This is a genomic window from Priestia megaterium NBRC 15308 = ATCC 14581, from assembly GCF_000832985.1.
Classification (GTDB): domain Bacteria; phylum Bacillota; class Bacilli; order Bacillales; family Bacillaceae_H; genus Priestia; species Priestia megaterium.
Map to the genome: position 1 here is coordinate 4,239,702 of NZ_CP009920.1, position 17,754 is coordinate 4,257,455.

General features: G+C 39.3%; 16 protein-coding genes. 9 read left to right on the forward strand and 7 right to left on the reverse strand.

The genetic code is table 11. From position 1 onward, the window contains the following. Window positions 1-20: 20 nt before the first annotated feature. Entirely contained in the window at window positions 21-1,091 is a 1,071-nt protein-coding gene (locus BG04_RS21735) for a DUF3900 domain-containing protein (protein ID WP_034652612.1), read from the reverse strand. A 160-nt stretch (window positions 1,092-1,251) separates the two neighbouring features. Beyond that, on the reverse strand, window positions 1,252-2,154 hold the full coding sequence (gene gltC, locus BG04_RS21740) for a glutamate biosynthesis transcriptional regulator GltC (protein ID WP_013056801.1): 903 nt from the start codon (window positions 2,152-2,154) through the stop codon (window positions 1,252-1,254). A 134-nt stretch (window positions 2,155-2,288) separates the two neighbouring features. Here gltC and gltB point away from each other — a divergent pair, with 134 nt between their 5' ends. Together gltB and gltD are read left to right on the forward strand one after the other, a co-directional pair. Continuing rightward, window positions 2,289-6,842, forward strand: coding sequence for a glutamate synthase large subunit (gene gltB, locus BG04_RS21745; RefSeq protein ID WP_034652609.1), 4,554 nt, complete (start codon window positions 2,289-2,291; stop codon window positions 6,840-6,842). Between the two features lie 16 nt (window positions 6,843-6,858). Further along, window positions 6,859-8,340: a glutamate synthase small subunit gene (gene gltD, locus BG04_RS21750; protein ID WP_013082931.1), complete on the forward strand. Its 1,482-nt coding sequence runs from the start codon at window positions 6,859-6,861 to the stop codon at window positions 8,338-8,340. A gap of 33 nt (window positions 8,341-8,373) precedes the next feature. On the opposite strand, the gene BG04_RS21755 is transcribed toward gltD, so the two are convergent. Together BG04_RS21755 and BG04_RS21760 are read right to left on the reverse strand one after the other, a co-directional pair. Continuing rightward, window positions 8,374-8,853, reverse strand: coding sequence for a hypothetical protein (locus tag BG04_RS21755; RefSeq protein WP_034652606.1), 480 nt, complete (start codon window positions 8,851-8,853; stop codon window positions 8,374-8,376). 52 nt (window positions 8,854-8,905) lie between these two features. After that, window positions 8,906-9,376: a staygreen family protein gene (locus tag BG04_RS21760; protein ID WP_013082933.1), complete on the reverse strand. Its 471-nt coding sequence runs from the start codon at window positions 9,374-9,376 to the stop codon at window positions 8,906-8,908. Between the two features lie 201 nt (window positions 9,377-9,577). Here BG04_RS21760 and BG04_RS21765 point away from each other — a divergent pair, with 201 nt between their 5' ends. From BG04_RS21765 to BG04_RS21775, 3 genes are all read left to right on the forward strand, one after another. Beyond that, a complete protein-coding gene (locus BG04_RS21765; RefSeq protein WP_034652604.1) occupies window positions 9,578-10,978 on the forward strand; it encodes a tannase/feruloyl esterase family alpha/beta hydrolase in 1,401 nt (466 codons plus the stop codon). A gap of 248 nt (window positions 10,979-11,226) precedes the next feature. Then, window positions 11,227-12,081: a bifunctional methylenetetrahydrofolate dehydrogenase/methenyltetrahydrofolate cyclohydrolase FolD gene (gene folD, locus BG04_RS21770; RefSeq protein WP_016763907.1), complete on the forward strand. Its 855-nt coding sequence runs from the start codon at window positions 11,227-11,229 to the stop codon at window positions 12,079-12,081. Window positions 12,082-12,424: 343 nt separating this feature from the next. Beyond that, complete coding sequence (locus BG04_RS21775) at window positions 12,425-13,024, forward strand: DUF3298 and DUF4163 domain-containing protein (RefSeq protein ID WP_013082936.1); 600 nt, start codon at window positions 12,425-12,427, stop codon at window positions 13,022-13,024. A gap of 2 nt (window positions 13,025-13,026) precedes the next feature. Here BG04_RS21775 and BG04_RS21780 read toward each other — a convergent pair whose 3' ends face one another. After that, complete coding sequence (locus BG04_RS21780) at window positions 13,027-13,293, reverse strand: diaminopimelate epimerase (protein ID WP_100229235.1); 267 nt, start codon at window positions 13,291-13,293, stop codon at window positions 13,027-13,029. Between the two features lie 172 nt (window positions 13,294-13,465). Here BG04_RS21780 and BG04_RS21785 point away from each other — a divergent pair, with 172 nt between their 5' ends. Both BG04_RS21785 and BG04_RS21790 read left to right on the forward strand, forming a co-directional pair. Continuing rightward, window positions 13,466-14,890 carry a phospholipase D-like domain-containing protein gene (locus BG04_RS21785; protein ID WP_034655195.1) on the forward strand — a complete coding sequence of 475 codons (1,425 nt, stop codon included), beginning with the start codon at window positions 13,466-13,468 and terminating at the stop codon, window positions 14,888-14,890. 171 nt (window positions 14,891-15,061) lie between these two features. Continuing rightward, on the forward strand, window positions 15,062-15,592 hold the full coding sequence (locus BG04_RS21790; RefSeq protein WP_016763911.1) for a GNAT family N-acetyltransferase: 531 nt from the start codon (window positions 15,062-15,064) through the stop codon (window positions 15,590-15,592). Between the two features lie 36 nt (window positions 15,593-15,628). Here BG04_RS21790 and BG04_RS31450 read toward each other — a convergent pair whose 3' ends face one another. Both BG04_RS31450 and BG04_RS21795 read right to left on the reverse strand, forming a co-directional pair. Then, the gene (locus BG04_RS31450) at window positions 15,629-15,916 is read right to left on the reverse strand and encodes a phospholipase (protein WP_306385328.1); all 288 of its coding nucleotides are present in this window, start codon (window positions 15,914-15,916) and stop codon (window positions 15,629-15,631) included. Between the two features lie 99 nt (window positions 15,917-16,015). After that, window positions 16,016-16,447, reverse strand: a complete 432-nt coding sequence (locus BG04_RS21795) for a MarR family winged helix-turn-helix transcriptional regulator (protein ID WP_016763912.1) — start codon at window positions 16,445-16,447, stop codon at window positions 16,016-16,018. A gap of 191 nt (window positions 16,448-16,638) precedes the next feature. On the opposite strand from BG04_RS21795, the gene BG04_RS21800 reads away from it, so the two are divergent. Beyond that, window positions 16,639-17,043 (forward strand): CidA/LrgA family protein, encoded by a 405-nt coding sequence (locus tag BG04_RS21800; protein ID WP_013082940.1) that lies wholly within the window; start codon window positions 16,639-16,641, stop codon window positions 17,041-17,043. Then, window positions 17,013-17,705: an LrgB family protein gene (locus BG04_RS21805; protein ID WP_013082941.1), complete on the forward strand. Its 693-nt coding sequence runs from the start codon at window positions 17,013-17,015 to the stop codon at window positions 17,703-17,705. The genes BG04_RS21800 and BG04_RS21805 overlap by 31 nt, the downstream gene beginning before the upstream one ends. Window positions 17,706-17,754: the final 49 nt, after the last annotated feature.

Here is a 17,754-nt window from a genome sequence, read left to right on the forward strand (position 1 = left end):
TTGTACTCTCTGGCTTTTATTTATTCTTCCCATTTCTTACTGTTGATTTTCTCAATAATCCCGTGCAAATCACCCGGCTTATGAAACTCAATCGGAGACGCGCCTTTTTCAAACAGAATCGATTCGGCTTCAATTAACGCCACGTAGCGTCCGTTCACTTTCGCTAAGTGAATATTTTCCCCGAAATCAGCTAACAGTCCTTTAATCTCTGTTTCGCCAAGCTTCATTTTAAGCTCCGCATCAGGCGTATGCTCGACGATATGAGCGGTCGCTTCCATGACTTGATGCGTATCTAAGCGTTCTTGAAGCTCGCGCTTTTCACTTGTTGCCCACAGTTCCATGTCTGATTCAAACTGTTCGAGTTCTATGCTTTCTGCTTCAAACGTTTCGCTGACGTGTTCACGCACCATATCCATCACTTGTGTTTTCATAATCTCGGGCATCGGCTCGTTGTAGTCAATGAATTTCAAGAAATCTTCAAAGTAACGAGCGTGAGACGCTTGGTGGATGACAAGTTCACTTTCTTCGACCATTCCTTCTTCAGGCATGTATGGGTATTGAATAGATTTCATGTTTTTAGTAGTAATCGCCATTTCTACGTGACGAATAAGGGTTGATTCATCTGAAATTGAAGCCACTTTTGGTTCGAAGTCACATTTTAAAATAAACACAAAAGCATGATCAAAATATTTTCTTGGAACAGCAGATACAACTAAAAATGCTCCTCCTCGAACGGCTGCAGTATCAAGGTATGCATTGATAAACTGTTCGCTATTTTCTTCAAATTCTTCTTTGGTTGTGGCAAAACGAGTGCGGTGAAATAAATTATAATTAGGGTTTGAGTCGAGAGCGTGTCCTGGTTCAACTATAAAATACCCGAGCTTTGTAGGCACTTGTTCTGCTTTGGGGTGTCGCTCTACTTTACGTTTTACAATTTTTTTAAATTCACCATCTAAAAAATCTTTAATGGAACTTTCGTCATATTCTTCTGTATCAAGCGTTTGAAAATGCTTATATTGTTTAGAAGCCTGTTCTTCTTTTCCTTCTACTTGTATTACGTAAAATGATAAAAAATTAATTTTAAAATCCATAGCAGTCACCTTGTTTCTTTTTAGTCAGTTACTTCAGTATAAGAAAGAGTCCGGTAAGCGTCAATGCCTGTTAGCTTTAGGGGAAGAAGAGCTACTTATACAATTGATCAGCTGAGGAATAGTGTATAAAGCAAAGAATAAGAGAGGCAGGGAGCCTCTCTTATTTATACTGCTCCAGTCGTTCAAAAAAGGTTTTGACAAACTTATAAAAAATTTTATCAGAAGGTGCTAAATCACGATTTCGAGGAATAATCATTCCGACTGTACGCTGAAGCTGCGGCGTATGAATAGGGAGTTTAGTCGTAAAACGAGGAGTCGTTTCAGACACTGTGCTTTCAGGAAGAAGCGTGACGCCGATTCCTGCGGATACAAGACCTTTAATCGCATCTAAATCTTCTCCTTCAGATGAAATATTGGGCATGAATCCTGCTTGTTTGCAAGCGTCGAAGGCCATTTTATGTAAAATGAATCCTTTTGGAAATAGCACAAAATCTTCATTTCTTAAATCTCGCAGCCGAATGTTATCCCGTTCAGCGAGCGGATGATGAGAAGGAACAAGGGCTAAAAGATTTTCAGTGAATAGAATATGGCCTTCTATACTCTGGTCCTCTACAGGTACAGGGCCTAAAAAAGCAATATTAATATCTCTTTTTTTAACCGATTCAATTAAAAATTTATACGAACCTTGTCTAAGATGAAAAGCAACATTTGGGTGTTCTTCTTTAAAGGCTGATATAATAGTAGGAAGAAGGTGACTGGCAAGGCTTGTGGGAAATCCGATTTTAATCGTTCCTCTTTCGGGATCCAGGTATTCATCAATTTGTTCTTTTGCATAGTCAATAGCTTTCATAGCCGTTTCTGTATGCTCAAGAAAGACTTTTCCTATTGCTGTTAACTTGACATTTCTTCCTTCGCGTTTGAATAAACTAACACCTAGCTCAGATTCCAGGTTCGCGATTTGACGGCTGATCGCTGATTGAGCTACATGCAGATATTCTGCCGCCTCAGATACGTGTTCTCTTTTTGCAACTTCCATAAAATAGCGTAATTGACGCAGTTCCATAGGCATCCTCCATCTATATATATCAAAATTAGATTAGTTTTATCTAAATTATATATTGTTTATATTGATTTGAAAACTTACAATGTAAACAGGTGATCTTAAAAAGATAAAGAAAACGAACGGGGGAGAAGAAGATGACATACAATCAAATGCCAAAAGCTCAAGGTCTCTACCGTCCTGAATTTGAGCACGATGCATGTGGAATCGGACTATACGCTCAATTGAAAGGCGTAGCGTCACATGATATCGTTAAAAAAGGACTAAATATGCTTTGCCAGCTTGACCATCGAGGCGGACAGGGAAGCGATCCGCTAACAGGAGATGGAGCTGGATTAATGGTACAAATTCCACACGCGTTCTTTAAAAAGACATGCGGTGAATTGAACTTGCCAGAAAAAGGTCGTTATGGAGTTGGAATGATCTTTTTCTCAAATAACGAAGACGAGCGTCGAGAAATCGAAGCTTATATTAATAAATTAATTGAAGAAGAGGGACAAACGTTACTAGGTTGGAGAACTGTACCTGTAAATGTCGGAAAAATCGGAAAAGTTGCAAAAGAAAGCTGTCCGTACGTACGACAAGTATTTATTGGGGCAAATGACAGTATTCAAGATGACTTAGCGTTTGAACGCAAGCTATATGTTATTCGTAAGCAAGCGGAAAATTGGGCGCAGGCGCGTCAAAACCGTTTTTATTTTACGAGTCTTTCAAGTAGAACAATTGTGTACAAAGGGTTATTAACGCCTGAACAAGTTGATGCTTTTTATCTTGACCTACAAGATGAAGATTTTACTTCAGCGTTCGCTTTAGTGCATTCTCGCTTTAGCACAAACACGTTCCCAAGCTGGGAAAGAGCACATCCAAACCGTTATTTAATTCATAACGGTGAAATCAATACGCTTCGCGGTAATCAAAACTGGATGAGAGCACGTGAACAACAGTTTGTTTCGGACGCATTTGGTAAGGATTTGCCGAAGGTTCTTCCGATTTTAGATGCTGAAGGAAGCGACTCCTCCATGTTAGATAATGCGCTAGAGTTCTTTGTATTGGCCGGCCGTAAGCCAGCGCATGCAGCGATGATGCTTATTCCAGAGCCTTGGTCTGAGAATCCGCACATGTCAAAAGAAAAACGTGCTTTCTATGAGTATCATAGCGCATTAATGGAGCCATGGGATGGTCCGACTGCTATTTCGTTTACGGATGGAAAGCAAATCGGTGCTATTTTAGACCGTAACGGTCTACGTCCAGCTCGCTACTATGTTACAAAAGATGATTACATCATACTTTCATCAGAAGTAGGCGTCATTGATGTTGAAGATGAAAATGTATTATATAAAGATCGTTTAAGCCCAGGTAAAATGCTTCTAATCGATTTAGAGGAGGGCCGAATTATTTCAGACGAAGAAATTAAATCTGAAATGGCACAGGCTGAGCCTTATCAAGAGTGGTTAGATGAACAGCTGGTAACGTTGCCAGAAGTACAAGGAGAAAAATCTGAATACTTCGATGATTTGGTCATCCGCCAGAAGTCATTTGGCTACACGTATGAAGATATTCATAAATATTTAGTTCCAGTTATTACAGAAGGAAAAGATCCGCTTGGTTCAATGGGTAACGATACTCCATTAGCCGTGTTGTCTGATCTTCCTCAATCGCTGTTCAATTACTTTAAGCAGCTATTTGCTCAAGTAACGAATCCACCGATTGATGCTATTCGTGAACAGTTGGTTACATCGACAATGACATTGCTTGGTGCAGAAGGGAATTTACTGCATCCAACCAAAGAAAACATTCATCGAATTCAGCTTGAGACGCCGGTTTTAACAAACGATCAAACTGATCAGCTGAAGTCTGCCATTCATCCGGATTTCAAAAGTGCCGTTATATCTGCTGTATTTACAAATGATTTAAAAGCAGATCTTGATCGCGTATTTGCTGAAGCTGAAGCGGCAATTAACGCAGGTGCTAGCATCCTTGTTCTGACAGACCGTGAAGCGGGAGCTCAATCCGTAGCTATTCCAGCTTTATTAGCGGTCAGCGGGCTGCACCAGCACCTAGTGCGAAAAGGAAACCGTACAAAGGCGAGCATTGTAGTGGAAACGGGAGAAGCGCGTGAAGTGCACCATTTTGCAGCGCTGATTGGTTACGGCGCAGACGCAATTAATCCATATCTTACTTTTGCAACATATCAAAATGAAATTAACGCAGGTACGTTAAACGTATCGTATGATTATGCTGTTGAGAAATACGTAAAAGCCGTTACTGAAGGTGTCGTAAAAGTAATGTCTAAAATGGGTATTTCAACGGTGCAAAGTTATCGGGGCGCACAAATTTTTGAAGCAGTTGGAATCAGTGCAGAGGTTATCGAGCAATATTTTACAGGTACTGCCTCGCAGCTTGGCGGTATCGGTTTAGATGTTATCGCAAAAGAAGCAAAAACGCGTCATGACAATGCTTATGTTGAAACAATTGAGCAAACGTTAGAATCAGGAAGTGACTTCCAGTGGAGACACACGGGCGAGCATCATGCGTTTAATCCAAAAACAATTCACACGCTGCAATGGGCTTGCCGTAAGGGAGATTACAGCTTATTTAAAAAATTCTCTGAATCGGCTAATGAAGAACGCATCGGTTTCTTGCGCAATCTGTTCTCGTTTAATGGATCGCGTTCATCTATCTCCATTGATGAAGTGGAATCAGTTGATTCGATTGTAAAACGTTTTAAATCAGGTGCTATGTCGTTTGGATCTTTAAGTCAAGAAGCTCATGAAACATTAGCGATTGCGATGAACCGTTTAGGGGCACGCAGCAACAGTGGAGAAGGCGGCGAGCATCCTAGCCGCTACACTCTGGATGAGAATGGAGATAATCGCCGCAGTGCGATTAAACAAATCGCTTCTGGGCGTTTTGGGGTGAAAAGTCACTACCTTGTGAATGCAGATGAGCTTCAAATTAAAATGGCACAAGGTGCAAAACCTGGAGAAGGTGGTCAGCTTCCAGGAAACAAAGTATATCCATGGGTAGCAGATGTGCGTGGATCAACGCCAGGAGTAGGCTTAATTTCACCTCCTCCACACCACGATATTTATTCGATTGAAGATTTAGCGCAGCTTATTCACGACTTGAAAAATATAAACCGTGATGCACGAATCAGCGTCAAGCTCGTTTCAAAAGCAGGTGTAGGAACGATTGCTGCCGGAGTAGCAAAAGGAGTAGCGGATGTTATTGTCATTAGCGGTTACGACGGAGGTACGGGAGCATCTCCAAAAACAAGTATTAAACATACTGGACTACCGTGGGAACTTGGCTTAGCAGAAGCTCATCAAACACTTATGTTAAATGGTCTTCGTGAAAAAGTAGTGCTTGAAACAGACGGGAAATTAATGACGGGTAAAGATGTAGTCATGGCAGCACTTCTAGGAGCAGAAGAGTTTGGTTTTGCTACGGCGCCTTTAATTGTTTTAGGCTGTATCATGATGCGTGCGTGTCACTTAGATACATGCCCAGTTGGAGTGGCGACGCAAAATCCAGAGCTTCGTAAAAAGTTCCTCGGAGAAGCGGACCACATCGTTAACTATATGAAATTTGTTGCACAAGAAGTGCGCGAAATTATGGCTGAACTTGGATTTAAAACAGTGGATGAAATGGTTGGACGTACAGACGTATTAAGCGTTAGCGAACGTGCAAAAAATCACTGGAAGGCTCAGCACTTAGACTTAACAACTCTTTTATATCAAGCTGAAGGTGTACGTACCTTTAAAACACCTCAAAATCATAAAATTGACGAATCTCTTGATATGCAAAAGATTTTGCCTGCGGTACAGCAAGCAATCGAGCATAAGTATCAAGTCGAGTTAGAACTTCCAATTTCTAATATTAACCGTGTAGCTGGAACAATTGTGGGAAGTGAAGTTACAAAACGTTACGGTGAGAAAGGTCTGCCAGAAGATACGATTACTCTTCGATTCACTGGCTCAGCAGGACAAAGTTTTGGTGCGTTTGTTCCAAAAGGAATGTCTATGTATCTAACTGGAGATGCAAATGATTATATCGGAAAAGGTTTATCAGGAGGTAAAATCATTGTTGCTCCACCTAAGGAAACAACAGCTGTGTCAGGCGAGAATGTTATCGTTGGGAACGTTGCATTTTACGGTGCAACAAGCGGTGAAGCCTATGTTAGCGGTCTAGCAGGGGAACGTTTTGCAGTTCGTAACAGCGGTGTGAACGTAGTGGTTGAAGGAATTGGCGATCACGGCTGTGAATATATGACTGGCGGACGTGTTGTCGTATTAGGCGATGTAGGTAAAAACTTTGGTGCAGGAATGTCAGGCGGTATTGCTTACGTATTTGCTGATGATCAAGAAGCATTCAAAAACCTTTGCAATAAAGACATGATTGGGTTTGAGGGCTTAAAAGGCGAAGAAGCAGAAGAAGTAAAAGAGATGGTTTCAAATCATCTGAAATATACGAACAGTCATAAAGCAGCATTTGTCTTGGAAAATTGGGAACAATCACTTTCAAAATTTGTAAAAGTGATTCCGAATGATTATAAACGCATGATGAATCGCATTGAAGAGCAAAAGGCAGCTGGACTAACGGAAGAAGAAGCAGCTATGAGTGCGTTTGAGGAAAATGCAAAACAAGAAAAGAAAGCATCGGCAAAACAACAAGAAGCGGTAGCTCAGTAAGAAAGGGGAGAGTACGATGGGAAAACCAACAGGATTTATGGAAATCAAACGTGAAAAAGGGAAGGAACGTGACCCGTTAAAACGTTTAGGTGATTGGAAAGAGTATGCTGCTCCTTTATCTGATGAAGCGCTAAGCCGTCAAGGGGCACGATGTATGGATTGTGGCACACCTTTTTGCCACATGGGAATGGATATTAATGCTTTTACTTCTGGATGTCCAATCTATAACTTAATTCCAGAGTGGAATGATTTAGTTTATAAAGGACGCTGGAAAGAAGCTTTAGAGCGTTTAATGAAAACGAACAACTTCCCGGAGTTTACAGGACGAGTTTGTCCTGCTCCGTGTGAAGGTTCTTGTACGCTTGCTATTTCAGATCCAGCCGTTTCGATTAAGAATATCGAACGCGCTATTATTGATAAAGGCTTTGAGAATGGGTGGATTACTCCGCGTATTCCGGAGAAGAGAACAGGCAAAAAAATTGCTGTTATTGGCTCTGGGCCAGCAGGCTTAGCAAGCGCAGATCAGCTGAACCAAGCGGGTCATTCAGTAACGGTATATGAAAGAGCAGATCGTGCTGGCGGTTTATTAACATATGGAATCCCGAATATGAAGCTAGATAAAGAAGTAGTGGAAAGACGTGTTCGCTTATTGACGCAAGAAGGTATTGATTTTGTAACGAATACGGAAGTTGGAAAAGACATTACTGCTGAAGAGTTAAAAGAACAATATGATGCTGTAATTTTGTGTACAGGGGCTCAGAAGCAAAGAGATCTAGTACTAGAAGGTCGTGAAGCAAAAGGAGTTCACTTTGCAATGGACTACTTAACAACTTCAACAAAAAGCCTTTTAGACTCTAACTTCAAAGATGGTCAATTTATTGATGCTGAAGGAAAAGACGTTATTGTTATTGGAGGAGGAGACACTGGAGCTGACTGTGTAGCTACTGCTCTTCGTCAAAAATGCCGCAGCGTTGTTCAGTTTGGTAAACATCCTCAGCTTCCTGCTGAGCGTACGGCAGATAATATGTGGCCTGAATATCCACATGTATTTAATCTTGAATATGCTTATGAAGAAGCACAGGCGAAATTTGGGGACGATCCACGTGAATATTCAATTCAAACGAAAAAAATCGTGGCAGATGAGCAAGGCAATCTAAAGGAACTTCATACGGTGCAAATGGAAAAGGTAAAAGGTGAAAATGGACAGTACATCTTTACCGAAATTCCAGGAACAGAAAAAGTATGGCCAGCTCAGCTTGTCTTTATTGCGATTGGGTTTGAAGGTCCAGAGCATCCGGTTCTATCAGCGTTTGGTGTTGAAACGAAAAATCGTCGCGTAGATGCAGCGTATGGAAATTACAAAACAAATGTTGAAGGTGTTTTTGCTGCTGGTGACGCTCGTCGTGGGCAAAGTTTAATCGTATGGGCTATTCATGAAGGTCGTGAAGTAGCTAAACAAGTTGATAGCCATCTAATGGGAGCAACTGTATTACCATAACAAAAAACCGTCACAATTGTGGCGGTTTTTTGTTTATCTAGGATTTGGAACTTCATTTCCTCTACGTAAATTCTCAAACGAAACGGTTAAAATCGTGTTGGTAATTCGAACCTGTGAAGCGGGGGAGACGCTGTATAAGTTAAAAAGTTCAAATATCCAGGGGTCACGTTTTTTTAACTGTCGCGCGGCTTTTTCAACGCGTTCGTTAATAGATCCGCTGTAATTGTTATAGTTATCATCAACAAATCTTACAATGGAACGAAATAAGTATTCTGTTAGTTTGCTATCCATCCCGCCTCGTTGAGCATCTCTGTAGATGGACTGATACTGTCGTTTTAAAATTTTCATCACTCTGTCTATATCGCGTGTAGATCTAACTTCCTCTTCTTCATGCAGGATATAAGAAAATAAGTCTTCATTGTATCTATAAGGTTCTAAATAATTTTCATTCGTAGTAGGAACTACTGGATGGTAGTAGCGCGGCATATAGGGGTAAACCCATTGACTGTACATGAAACATTCACACCTTCCTCGTTCATTTCCCATTAGTTTATGCACGAACGTGCTAGCTGCTGCATGTTTGTTTTAAATAAAATTTAGGAGTTTGATAATAGGACCATCCTCTAAACTCTTGATAAGTCGATATAAAATAAATGTAAATCGGTGTATTTAGCAAGTCGGGATAATGTTGAAAAAACGCTTGGTCTCCGTAAAATATTGCTTCTAAAGCAAGGGGGAGTTCACGACGGAAAATCTGATAACGAAGCTGCGCTTGCTCGCGGCTGAACTCGCCTCCGCTAACAAAAACTTCGCCTTGAATAACTGCTTGTCGGTCTGTTACGTGAAGAGCAGCTAGTACTTCATCACGCATATTTTTATCTATCGCCTTGTTGTTATATGAGCATCCGATGCTTAAAAAAAGCTGACCGGTTGTATCAGAATGAGTAAGAGTATATTTTCTTCCGGAAACCGGATAGGAGGAAGTAGCAGGTGGAATAAGAGTCGTAGAAAGTTTTGAAGAATTAAACGAACTCATAGTCATTGACACTCCTTTTTTTGAATAAATTTCAATATTATACGGCGCTATGGGCTAAGTTGTGATAAATGTCTACTTTCTTTCTGTAAGAAAGGCGTTTTGATGTACTTTTTGAGAAAAGGATGGTAATATTTAACTAAAATTATGCATGTATAGTCCCCAAGAGTGTCTTCAAAAGCAAATGTGAATGGAGGTTATCACTTGAATATCACAACGTTTGACGGTAAGTATGGAAACTGGCTAACGACTAAAAATCCTCTTCAATTTCAAGCAGCGACTGCCTATGGGAACATTGGGCTGGCTCCTATCTATTGGGGAACAAAAGAAGAAAAAAATGGATGGTATTACATGTATCAGCCTGAAGAAATAACGGGCGTTCAAGTAGAAGGTGAAGTTGATGGTGGTAAATTTCTCATTCGAATTCCTGATGATTGGAATGGAAAGTTAGTTATGTCAGGAGTCCCAGCTACCCGAGATGAGAAATCAACGGATTTACTATTCAGCGACTATGTGTTGGCAAAAGGGTTTGCGTTTGCTGCTTCTGATAAAGGAACTCAGGGAGAAGAAGTGATAGATGATCCATTTGCTAAAGCAAAGAACGCTCTAGTGAAAGAAGAAGACTCCATTAGAAAATGGCATATTCAATACCGAGAAGTGGCAAAAATAGCTCAGAGATTTTTGTTTGAAAATTATCGTCACAAACTTCAAAAAGAAGTGACAGAATATTTCGATATAAAAACGTATGCGTTAGGTATTTCTAACGGGGGTTATGTTGTTCGCTATGCTTTGGAAAACGATGGAAAAAATGGAGAGCCTCAGCTTTTTAATGGAGGCGTTGAATGGGAAGGGGTTATGTGGCGAGCTGATCACGATAACTTGATTACTTCCTTAACACCTGTTGTAAATCATGCCGAAGAAGCACTGTACACCGTAGGTGAATCGCAAAAAGAAGCTTTGCACCGTTTGTATCAAGCAGGGTTGCCAAAAGGATCTGAGTTTTTATGGCCATATCATGACCAGTATTATTGGTTTTTAACGCTTAATATATATAGAGATGAGTTTGACAGTCAAGCACCTGAAAGCATTCCATGGCAAAAATACTTGACTCTTTTTGAAAACGGAGTTAGAGATCGTTCGTTAGATTCTATTTTTGAAAAGTATGATTATCAAGAAAGACCGCAAGATGTAAAGCAAAGAGTTCGTGAAATTGAAAATACAGGTGATATTTCCGTTCCGTTGATAAGTATTACAGGGTCGTTAGATGCTCTTATTTTTCCGGATATTCATGCTTATCCTTATGAACAACTGGTAAAAGATTCTGGTAAGCAACACCTTCATCGTCACTATGTAATTGAAAATGGCAACCACATTGATAGCTTAGTATGGAATCATCAAATTGACCCAGATCGAAAGCTTCAGCCTCTCCTCCCTTATGTGTATCAAGGATTTGAACTGCTATGTGATTGGGTGGAGAATTTTGAAGAACCTCCGAAAAATAAGAAAATAAGTGCGCCTCTCAAGGAAATGCATGTAAAAGATCTAAAAACAGAGGAAGACGTGCTGCCGTTGACTACAAAGAAAAGCATATCAACAGAAAAATAAATCGTTCAAAACCGTGCCGAAGGTGCGGTTTTTAATTTGGAAAAGCAATGTTTGAATAAAAACACCTTTGGTGAATACAAAATATTATAGTACGATAAGAATGGAATATACGTTATTTGTTATTTATTTTCATCTATTTAAAATAAAAATAATAAAAACATTGAACAAAACCGAACTTTTGTGTTAGATTAATAACTATAATTCGTACATTTATTAAATGGCTACAGTTGAAAGGAGCAAAAAACATCATGACAGCGAAAGTAATTAAAGGAAAAGAAGTAGCGCAAGAACTGCGCGCCGCATTAAAAGAAGAGGTAGCTCAATTAAAAACAAAAGGTATCGTTCCTGGTTTAACCGTGATTTTAGTAGGAGAAAATCCTGCTTCGCAATCATATGTAAAAGCAAAAGCAAAGGCTTGTGAAGAAATCGGTGTTGCGTCTGAAATTATCAAACGTGACGTATCGATTACTGAAGAAGAGCTTTTAAACGAAATCCATCACTTGAATGGAAATCCATCTGTTCATGGTATTCTTATTCAACTTCCATTACCAAAACATATTGATGAAAAAGCAGTATTAAATGCTGTATCTCCTAAAAAAGATGTAGATGGCTTCCACCCAGTAAGCGTAGGGAATATGGTTATTGGCGATGAGTGCTATTTACCATGTACACCACACGGTATCGTTGAGTTAATTAAACGTTCAGGTGAAGAAATTTCAGGTAAACATGCGGTAGTAATTGGACGAAGCAATATTGTTGGTAAACCAGTATCCATGCTGTTACTTCAAGAAAGTGCAACGGTAACAATTGCTCACTCTCGCACAAAAGATTTATCTGCTTTAACAAAACAAGCTGATATTCTTGTGTCAGCTGTAGGACAACCTAGACTTATCAAAGCAGATGATATTAAGCCGGGTGCCATTGTAATTGATGTAGGTAACACAATGGAAAATGGTAAACTCGTTGGTGATGTTGATTACGAAGCGGCTTTAGAAGTTGCAGGTTATATCACACCAGTACCAGGGGGAGTTGGTCCGATGACCATCACAATGTTATTAAAAAATACGGTAGACGCTGCTAAAACAATTAACAACGTAAAATAATAAAAAGTAAAAAAGAGGCTGAGACAAAGGTATTTTCGTTGAATGAAGATCCGAACGAGTTTGATTCTTGATTGAGAATCAAACTCGTTCGGATTTTTTCATTGATAAAGTCAACATAGGTTTCATGTATGGAGGTGCTTCTAGCTGGTGATTGGAGGGCAAGGCGAAAACTTCCGCGGAAATCAATAGCGGTGTTACAAGCGACAATACTAGAGAATTTATCCAGTTTGTTCGTCTTTAGGTTGGATTGATTTCGTTATGTCTGAATCTTTTTTTGCTTCAGTAATGGAATGGAGGCTAACAGAATAGAATGTAACAACCTGTATACAAAGAGGGGGAAGCCATGGTTACGTTACCTGCAACCGTATATTCTCAACAAATGGTGAAGAAAAAGTTAAACGTTTACTATCCAGTTGTACATTTGACTAATCAAGCTGTTCAGCACAGCATGAACAGTAAAATTTTGCAGCGCACGAATGAATTAATTCGTCAGCAGGGATATGGAGAAAATCCGGATACAGAAGAAACGGGTTATTATGAGTTGAAAACAAACGAGCGAAATGTGCTCAGCTTAACACTTGTCAATTTTGCTTATTCCGGGGGAGCGCATGGATTGACCGTGGTCGTCCCGTTAACGTTTAATGTGCTGACTGGAAAAACGTATCAACTCAAAGATCTATTTAAAAAAGACAGTAATTACGTGAGCATTCTTTCTAAAATAGTAGGAGAGCAAATAAAAGAGCGCGATATTATGGTTCTTGGAGAATATAAAGGAATTAAACCAGATCAAGATTTTTATATCGCCGATAAATCACTTGTACTCTTTTATCAGCTGTATGACCTGGCTCCTTACGTATATGGAATTCCTTACTTTCCTATTTCTATCTACGCTATTCAAGATATTATTGAAGATGAAAGTCCACTTGGTCAAATGTTTGGATAAAGTTATAAAAAATTGCGGTGCGGCCGTACGTATCTTTTTAATTCGGCCGCTAACTGCTGACGAAGCGAACGAACGCCAATCGCTTCAGCAATATCTTTTGCTACAGGAAATACCCCAATATTAGTGATATGAACACGAAGGTAACCCTCATACAAGCATCCTCGGTCCGCATGCTTGATTTTGGTGCGTACAACAGCTTCTATTTTATCGTTTTCATTTTGCAAAGGGTAAGAGTCTGTAATATGAAAACGAAAAGAATATTCCTCCATCACCATCATCCTTCTTTCTATGATATGTACTAGCATACTATACAAATAGTGAATCAGAAAAAATAAATGTGTCAAAAAGACAAAGCGCAAAGCAATCAAGGAAGCAGTTTCCTGTATGTAATGATCCTTATTTGTGAACGATAACAGAAAAAGACAAAAAGCTGGAGTTGCGATGATAAAAATAGCAGTCAAAGGATTACTTATTATTTTATCTCTATATATTCTGTATGTGGTTATAACCGCGGTGGTTCTCTTTTATGTACCTTTAAAAAAAGGAGAGGAAACGACCTCAATTAAACCGGCTAGCTTTTTTGGTCACAGGGAGTCTACGGATCGAGTGAGACTTCTTGAAGATGGTTATGAGGCAGGAAGAGTTCGTATTCAAATGATTCAAGAAGCTGAGAAATCGATTGATATTACTTATTACTCAATAGGAAAAGGAGAGTCAACTGATTTAATTATGGCCGCTCTTTTTAAAGCAGCTGATCGAGGCGTCCATACTCGCGTTCTTTTAGATGGGATAGCTAACGGCTTACGAGGAAATCGAAGAGGCGTACTCTATGCATTAGCTTCACATCCTAATATTGAAGTGAAGTATTACGAACCTCTTCAATTGTTTAAACCTTGGGCGTGGCAAAATCGTATGCATGACAAAATAATGATTGTAGACGGAGAGTTAGGCATAATAGGAGGACGGAATATAGGGGACAAATATTTGGCTAAAAAGCCTCCTCCAGATTTCGTCTATGATCGTGATGTCTTTATTACAAACAGCAAACATAAACAAGATAGCGTTATCACTCAAATGCAAAATTATATAAATGAATTATGGGCTCATCCTTACACTAAAAAAGCTTTTCATCATCTCACACAGTACCAGGTCGATCAGGGAAAGAGAATGAAAGCTTTGCTGCTGCAGCAATATGATAAAGCTAAGCAAGTAGGAGAAACGTTTGCGACGCCTAAGATTGATTGGAATGCTTCCACCGTTCCTACAAAGCGTGTTTCTTTTATTCATAATCCAATTGAACGCTTTAATAAAAGACCTTTTATGTGGAAAACGTTTATTAACCTGGCAGAAGGAGCTAACCGCTCTGTTCTTATTCAAAGTCCTTATGTGGTGCCAACCAATGCGATGAGAAAGTATATAGCAATGAAAAAGAATCCAGCTGTTCAATGGACGCTACTCACAAATTCAGTTACATCTACGCCCAATGTGTTGGCTTTTTCCGGGTATATAAGTATGCGTGATAAGATTATGAAGACAGGTGTAAAGCTTTACGAATACCAAGGACCTTATTCCATCCATGCAAAGTCTGTGATTTATGATCAAAGACTGAGCGCCGTAGGCTCTTTTAATTTAGATTCTCGTTCTACATTTTTGAATAATGAATCAATGGTCATTATCGATAGTCAAGAATTTGCAAAAAAGTTGACGATGGCGATGGAAAACAAAATGGATAAAAGTATCCTTATTGCCAACCATAAGCGATGGATTAAATCTCCTGACATCCAAAAGAAAGAAGAACCTGTTATGAAGCGAACCTTCCTATACGCCCTTGCAAAAGTGACGAGGTTTTTTAAGGAATTTATTTAAACAATCGGCAGTAAAACAAAAAGCACTCAATGGTATATCCATTGAGTGCTTTTTGTGACATATCTTATAAATAAGTGAATAAACACATTTATAAGATATGTAAATTATCCCCTTTTATTTACTGGAGAAAATCGGTAGTATAAACATAATAAATAAAAAGGAGGAAGGTACATGGAAACCGCCGTTTTAATGAAACCAGATGTAGCTTATAAAAAGGCTTATATGAGCTTTTATCATGAATGGAAAGCAAGCGGAGAAAAAATGATTCCGTGGGTAATTGCTAAAGATCCTGCTTACTTTGAAAAAATGGTTCAAGAGTTGTTAGATGCAGAAAAAGGGATCGGATTAAAAAAAGGATATGTACCCGATTCCACCTACTGGCTAATGCATCACGAAAAAGTAATAGGCGTAGTTAATATCCGCCATGAGCTAAGTGAAATACTGCGAAACAGCGGAGGACATATAGGTTATGGTATTCGGCCAAGCGAAAGACAAAAAGGATATGCGAAGCTGCTACTGAAGTTATCTCTTCAAGAAATTAAAAAGCTGGGAGTTCAACGTGCATTAGTTGTGTGTGATGATTGGAACACGGCTTCTCGTCGAACTATTCTGGCAAACGGTGGTATACAAGACGAGGATTATATAGAAGAGAACGGAGCTGTTGTTCAACGCTTTTGGATTCATACGGATAAAATGGCATAAAAAAGAGATGAATTTTTTAATTCACCTCTTTTCTGTTTAGTCATATTGTTTTAAAGCTAACTTCAGCCGCATATAGGTATACATAGCGTATGCCTGTCTTCCTTTTAAACTGTACGGATTTGCTTTGGAGCAAAGACAGTCAAGGAATTGCTCATCACATGAGCGGCATGATCCGTAATCTTCATAGCATAAATCATGGTATTTACAGCAGCAGTCTACATCATTTACAGGACAGCCGGGCCCACTGCAGCCGGGACCACACCATTTATAGCCGGGGAAGAGGCAGGGCGTGGCTTTCCGTTTGTTCGGAACAGACATAATCATACATCCTTTTCAATAGTCTCTTTACATTAAATGCAAGAAAGAGAAAAGAGACAGGGACAAACACCTTGCAGCAGCAGCCTAATTTTTATAAATTTCTATTTAATCGATAAATGCGTCATTCATCCGCATTAGTAGTTTGCCAAACAGCTCCTTTTCTTCACTTGACCATTTTTTTAACATACTATGATAGCGTTCAAGGCGCATTTGTTTATCAGTTTGCAGCATGCGTTTTCCACGTGGTGTGATGTCAAATAGGCTGACGCGTCCATCCGAAGGATCAGAAGAGCGGGAAATAAGCTTTTTGTTTTCTAAAGCAGCAGCTTGTCTAGACAGAGTTGAAATGTCGAGTTTAAATGCTTCTGCTAGCTCTTTTACACGAGCTGGTCCAAATTCATCTAATTGCCGCAATAATAAATAAGCTGATCTTTCTAGATTTCCTATTTTATTTTCAGAATTATCAAGATAGACGGCTCGTCTAATAAAGGTAGTAAGTTCATATTCAATCAATTCAATTGAATTTTTTTCTTGCATTATAATCTCTCCTTACAAAATCATTCATTGACAAAGAAATATATACTTGTATAATACAAATGTATATATAGTTGTATAGTACAAGTAAAAGTAAGTAAAGTAAAGGATGTTTATATAGTTAAATGTTAGACAACATGACAAAGTAAAGAGAGGAGGACAACTGTTCTTTATCTATAGGACAGTGACCTATAATGAAAGTGATACGAATCATTTTACAAATCGCGATTCTTTATGCTTTTTCTATGATTGGCGAAGCTGTTCACCACATACTTCACCTGCCTATCCCAGGCAGTATTATAGGCTTAATTTTAATGCTCATTTGCTTAACGTGCAAAATTGTTCCCATCAAAGTGATCGAAGACGGAGCAAGCTTCTTGTTATCTTTTTTACCTTTATTATTCATACCAGCTATGGCAGGAGTGATGAATTATCCTTCGCTTCTTTCAAGCAGCGGAGCGATTTTGTTTTTAATTATTGTGCTTAGTACAATCATTACGATGGCTGCCGCGGGGGCTGCCAGCCAACTTTTAGAAAAGAAAGCGAACAAACGAAAGGAGAAACAACAGTGCAAGAATTCTTTATCGCGCTCTTTATAATCATAGCTACAGTTGCTTTGTATCTAGTCATGGCGAAAGTATACGTACGGTTCTCCTACCCAATTCTTATTCCAGTGTTAACTACAACCGTATTCGTTATTCTTCTTTTGCTTGCTTTTCATATTTCTTATGACGAGTATATGATTGGAGGCAAATGGATTAATTCACTTCTGGGGCCAGCGGTTGTTGCATTAGCGTATCCACTTTATAAACAGCGTGAGATGCTAGTGAAATACAGCATTCCTATTATTGGAGGAGTGTTTGTAGGATTATTTGCAGGCATGATTAGCGGACTTGTGTTCGCTGAAGTATTCGGCATTGACCGAAGCCTGATTTTATCCATTGTTCCTAAGTCTATTACCACTCCCGTTGCAATTCAAATTGCTACGGGACTAGGAGGGGTGCCATCCATGACTGTGGTATTTGTTATGATTGCAGGCTTTTCGGGAGTAATTCTTGGACCTTTACTTTTAAAGTGGATTCGTATTAAAAGTTCTTTAGGAAAAGGAATTGCCCTAGGCAGCGCTTCTCATGCGCTAGGAACTTCTAAAGCATTTGAATACGGTGAACTAACGGTATCGATGAGCTCGGTATCAATGACGTTAAGCGCTGTACTGGGCTCGGTTTTTGGGCCGATTGTTGTCTGGCTATTCCAAGTGTAAAGTGAGATAAGTAAATACAGAAAACAACCCTGTTTGAGTTCAAACAGGG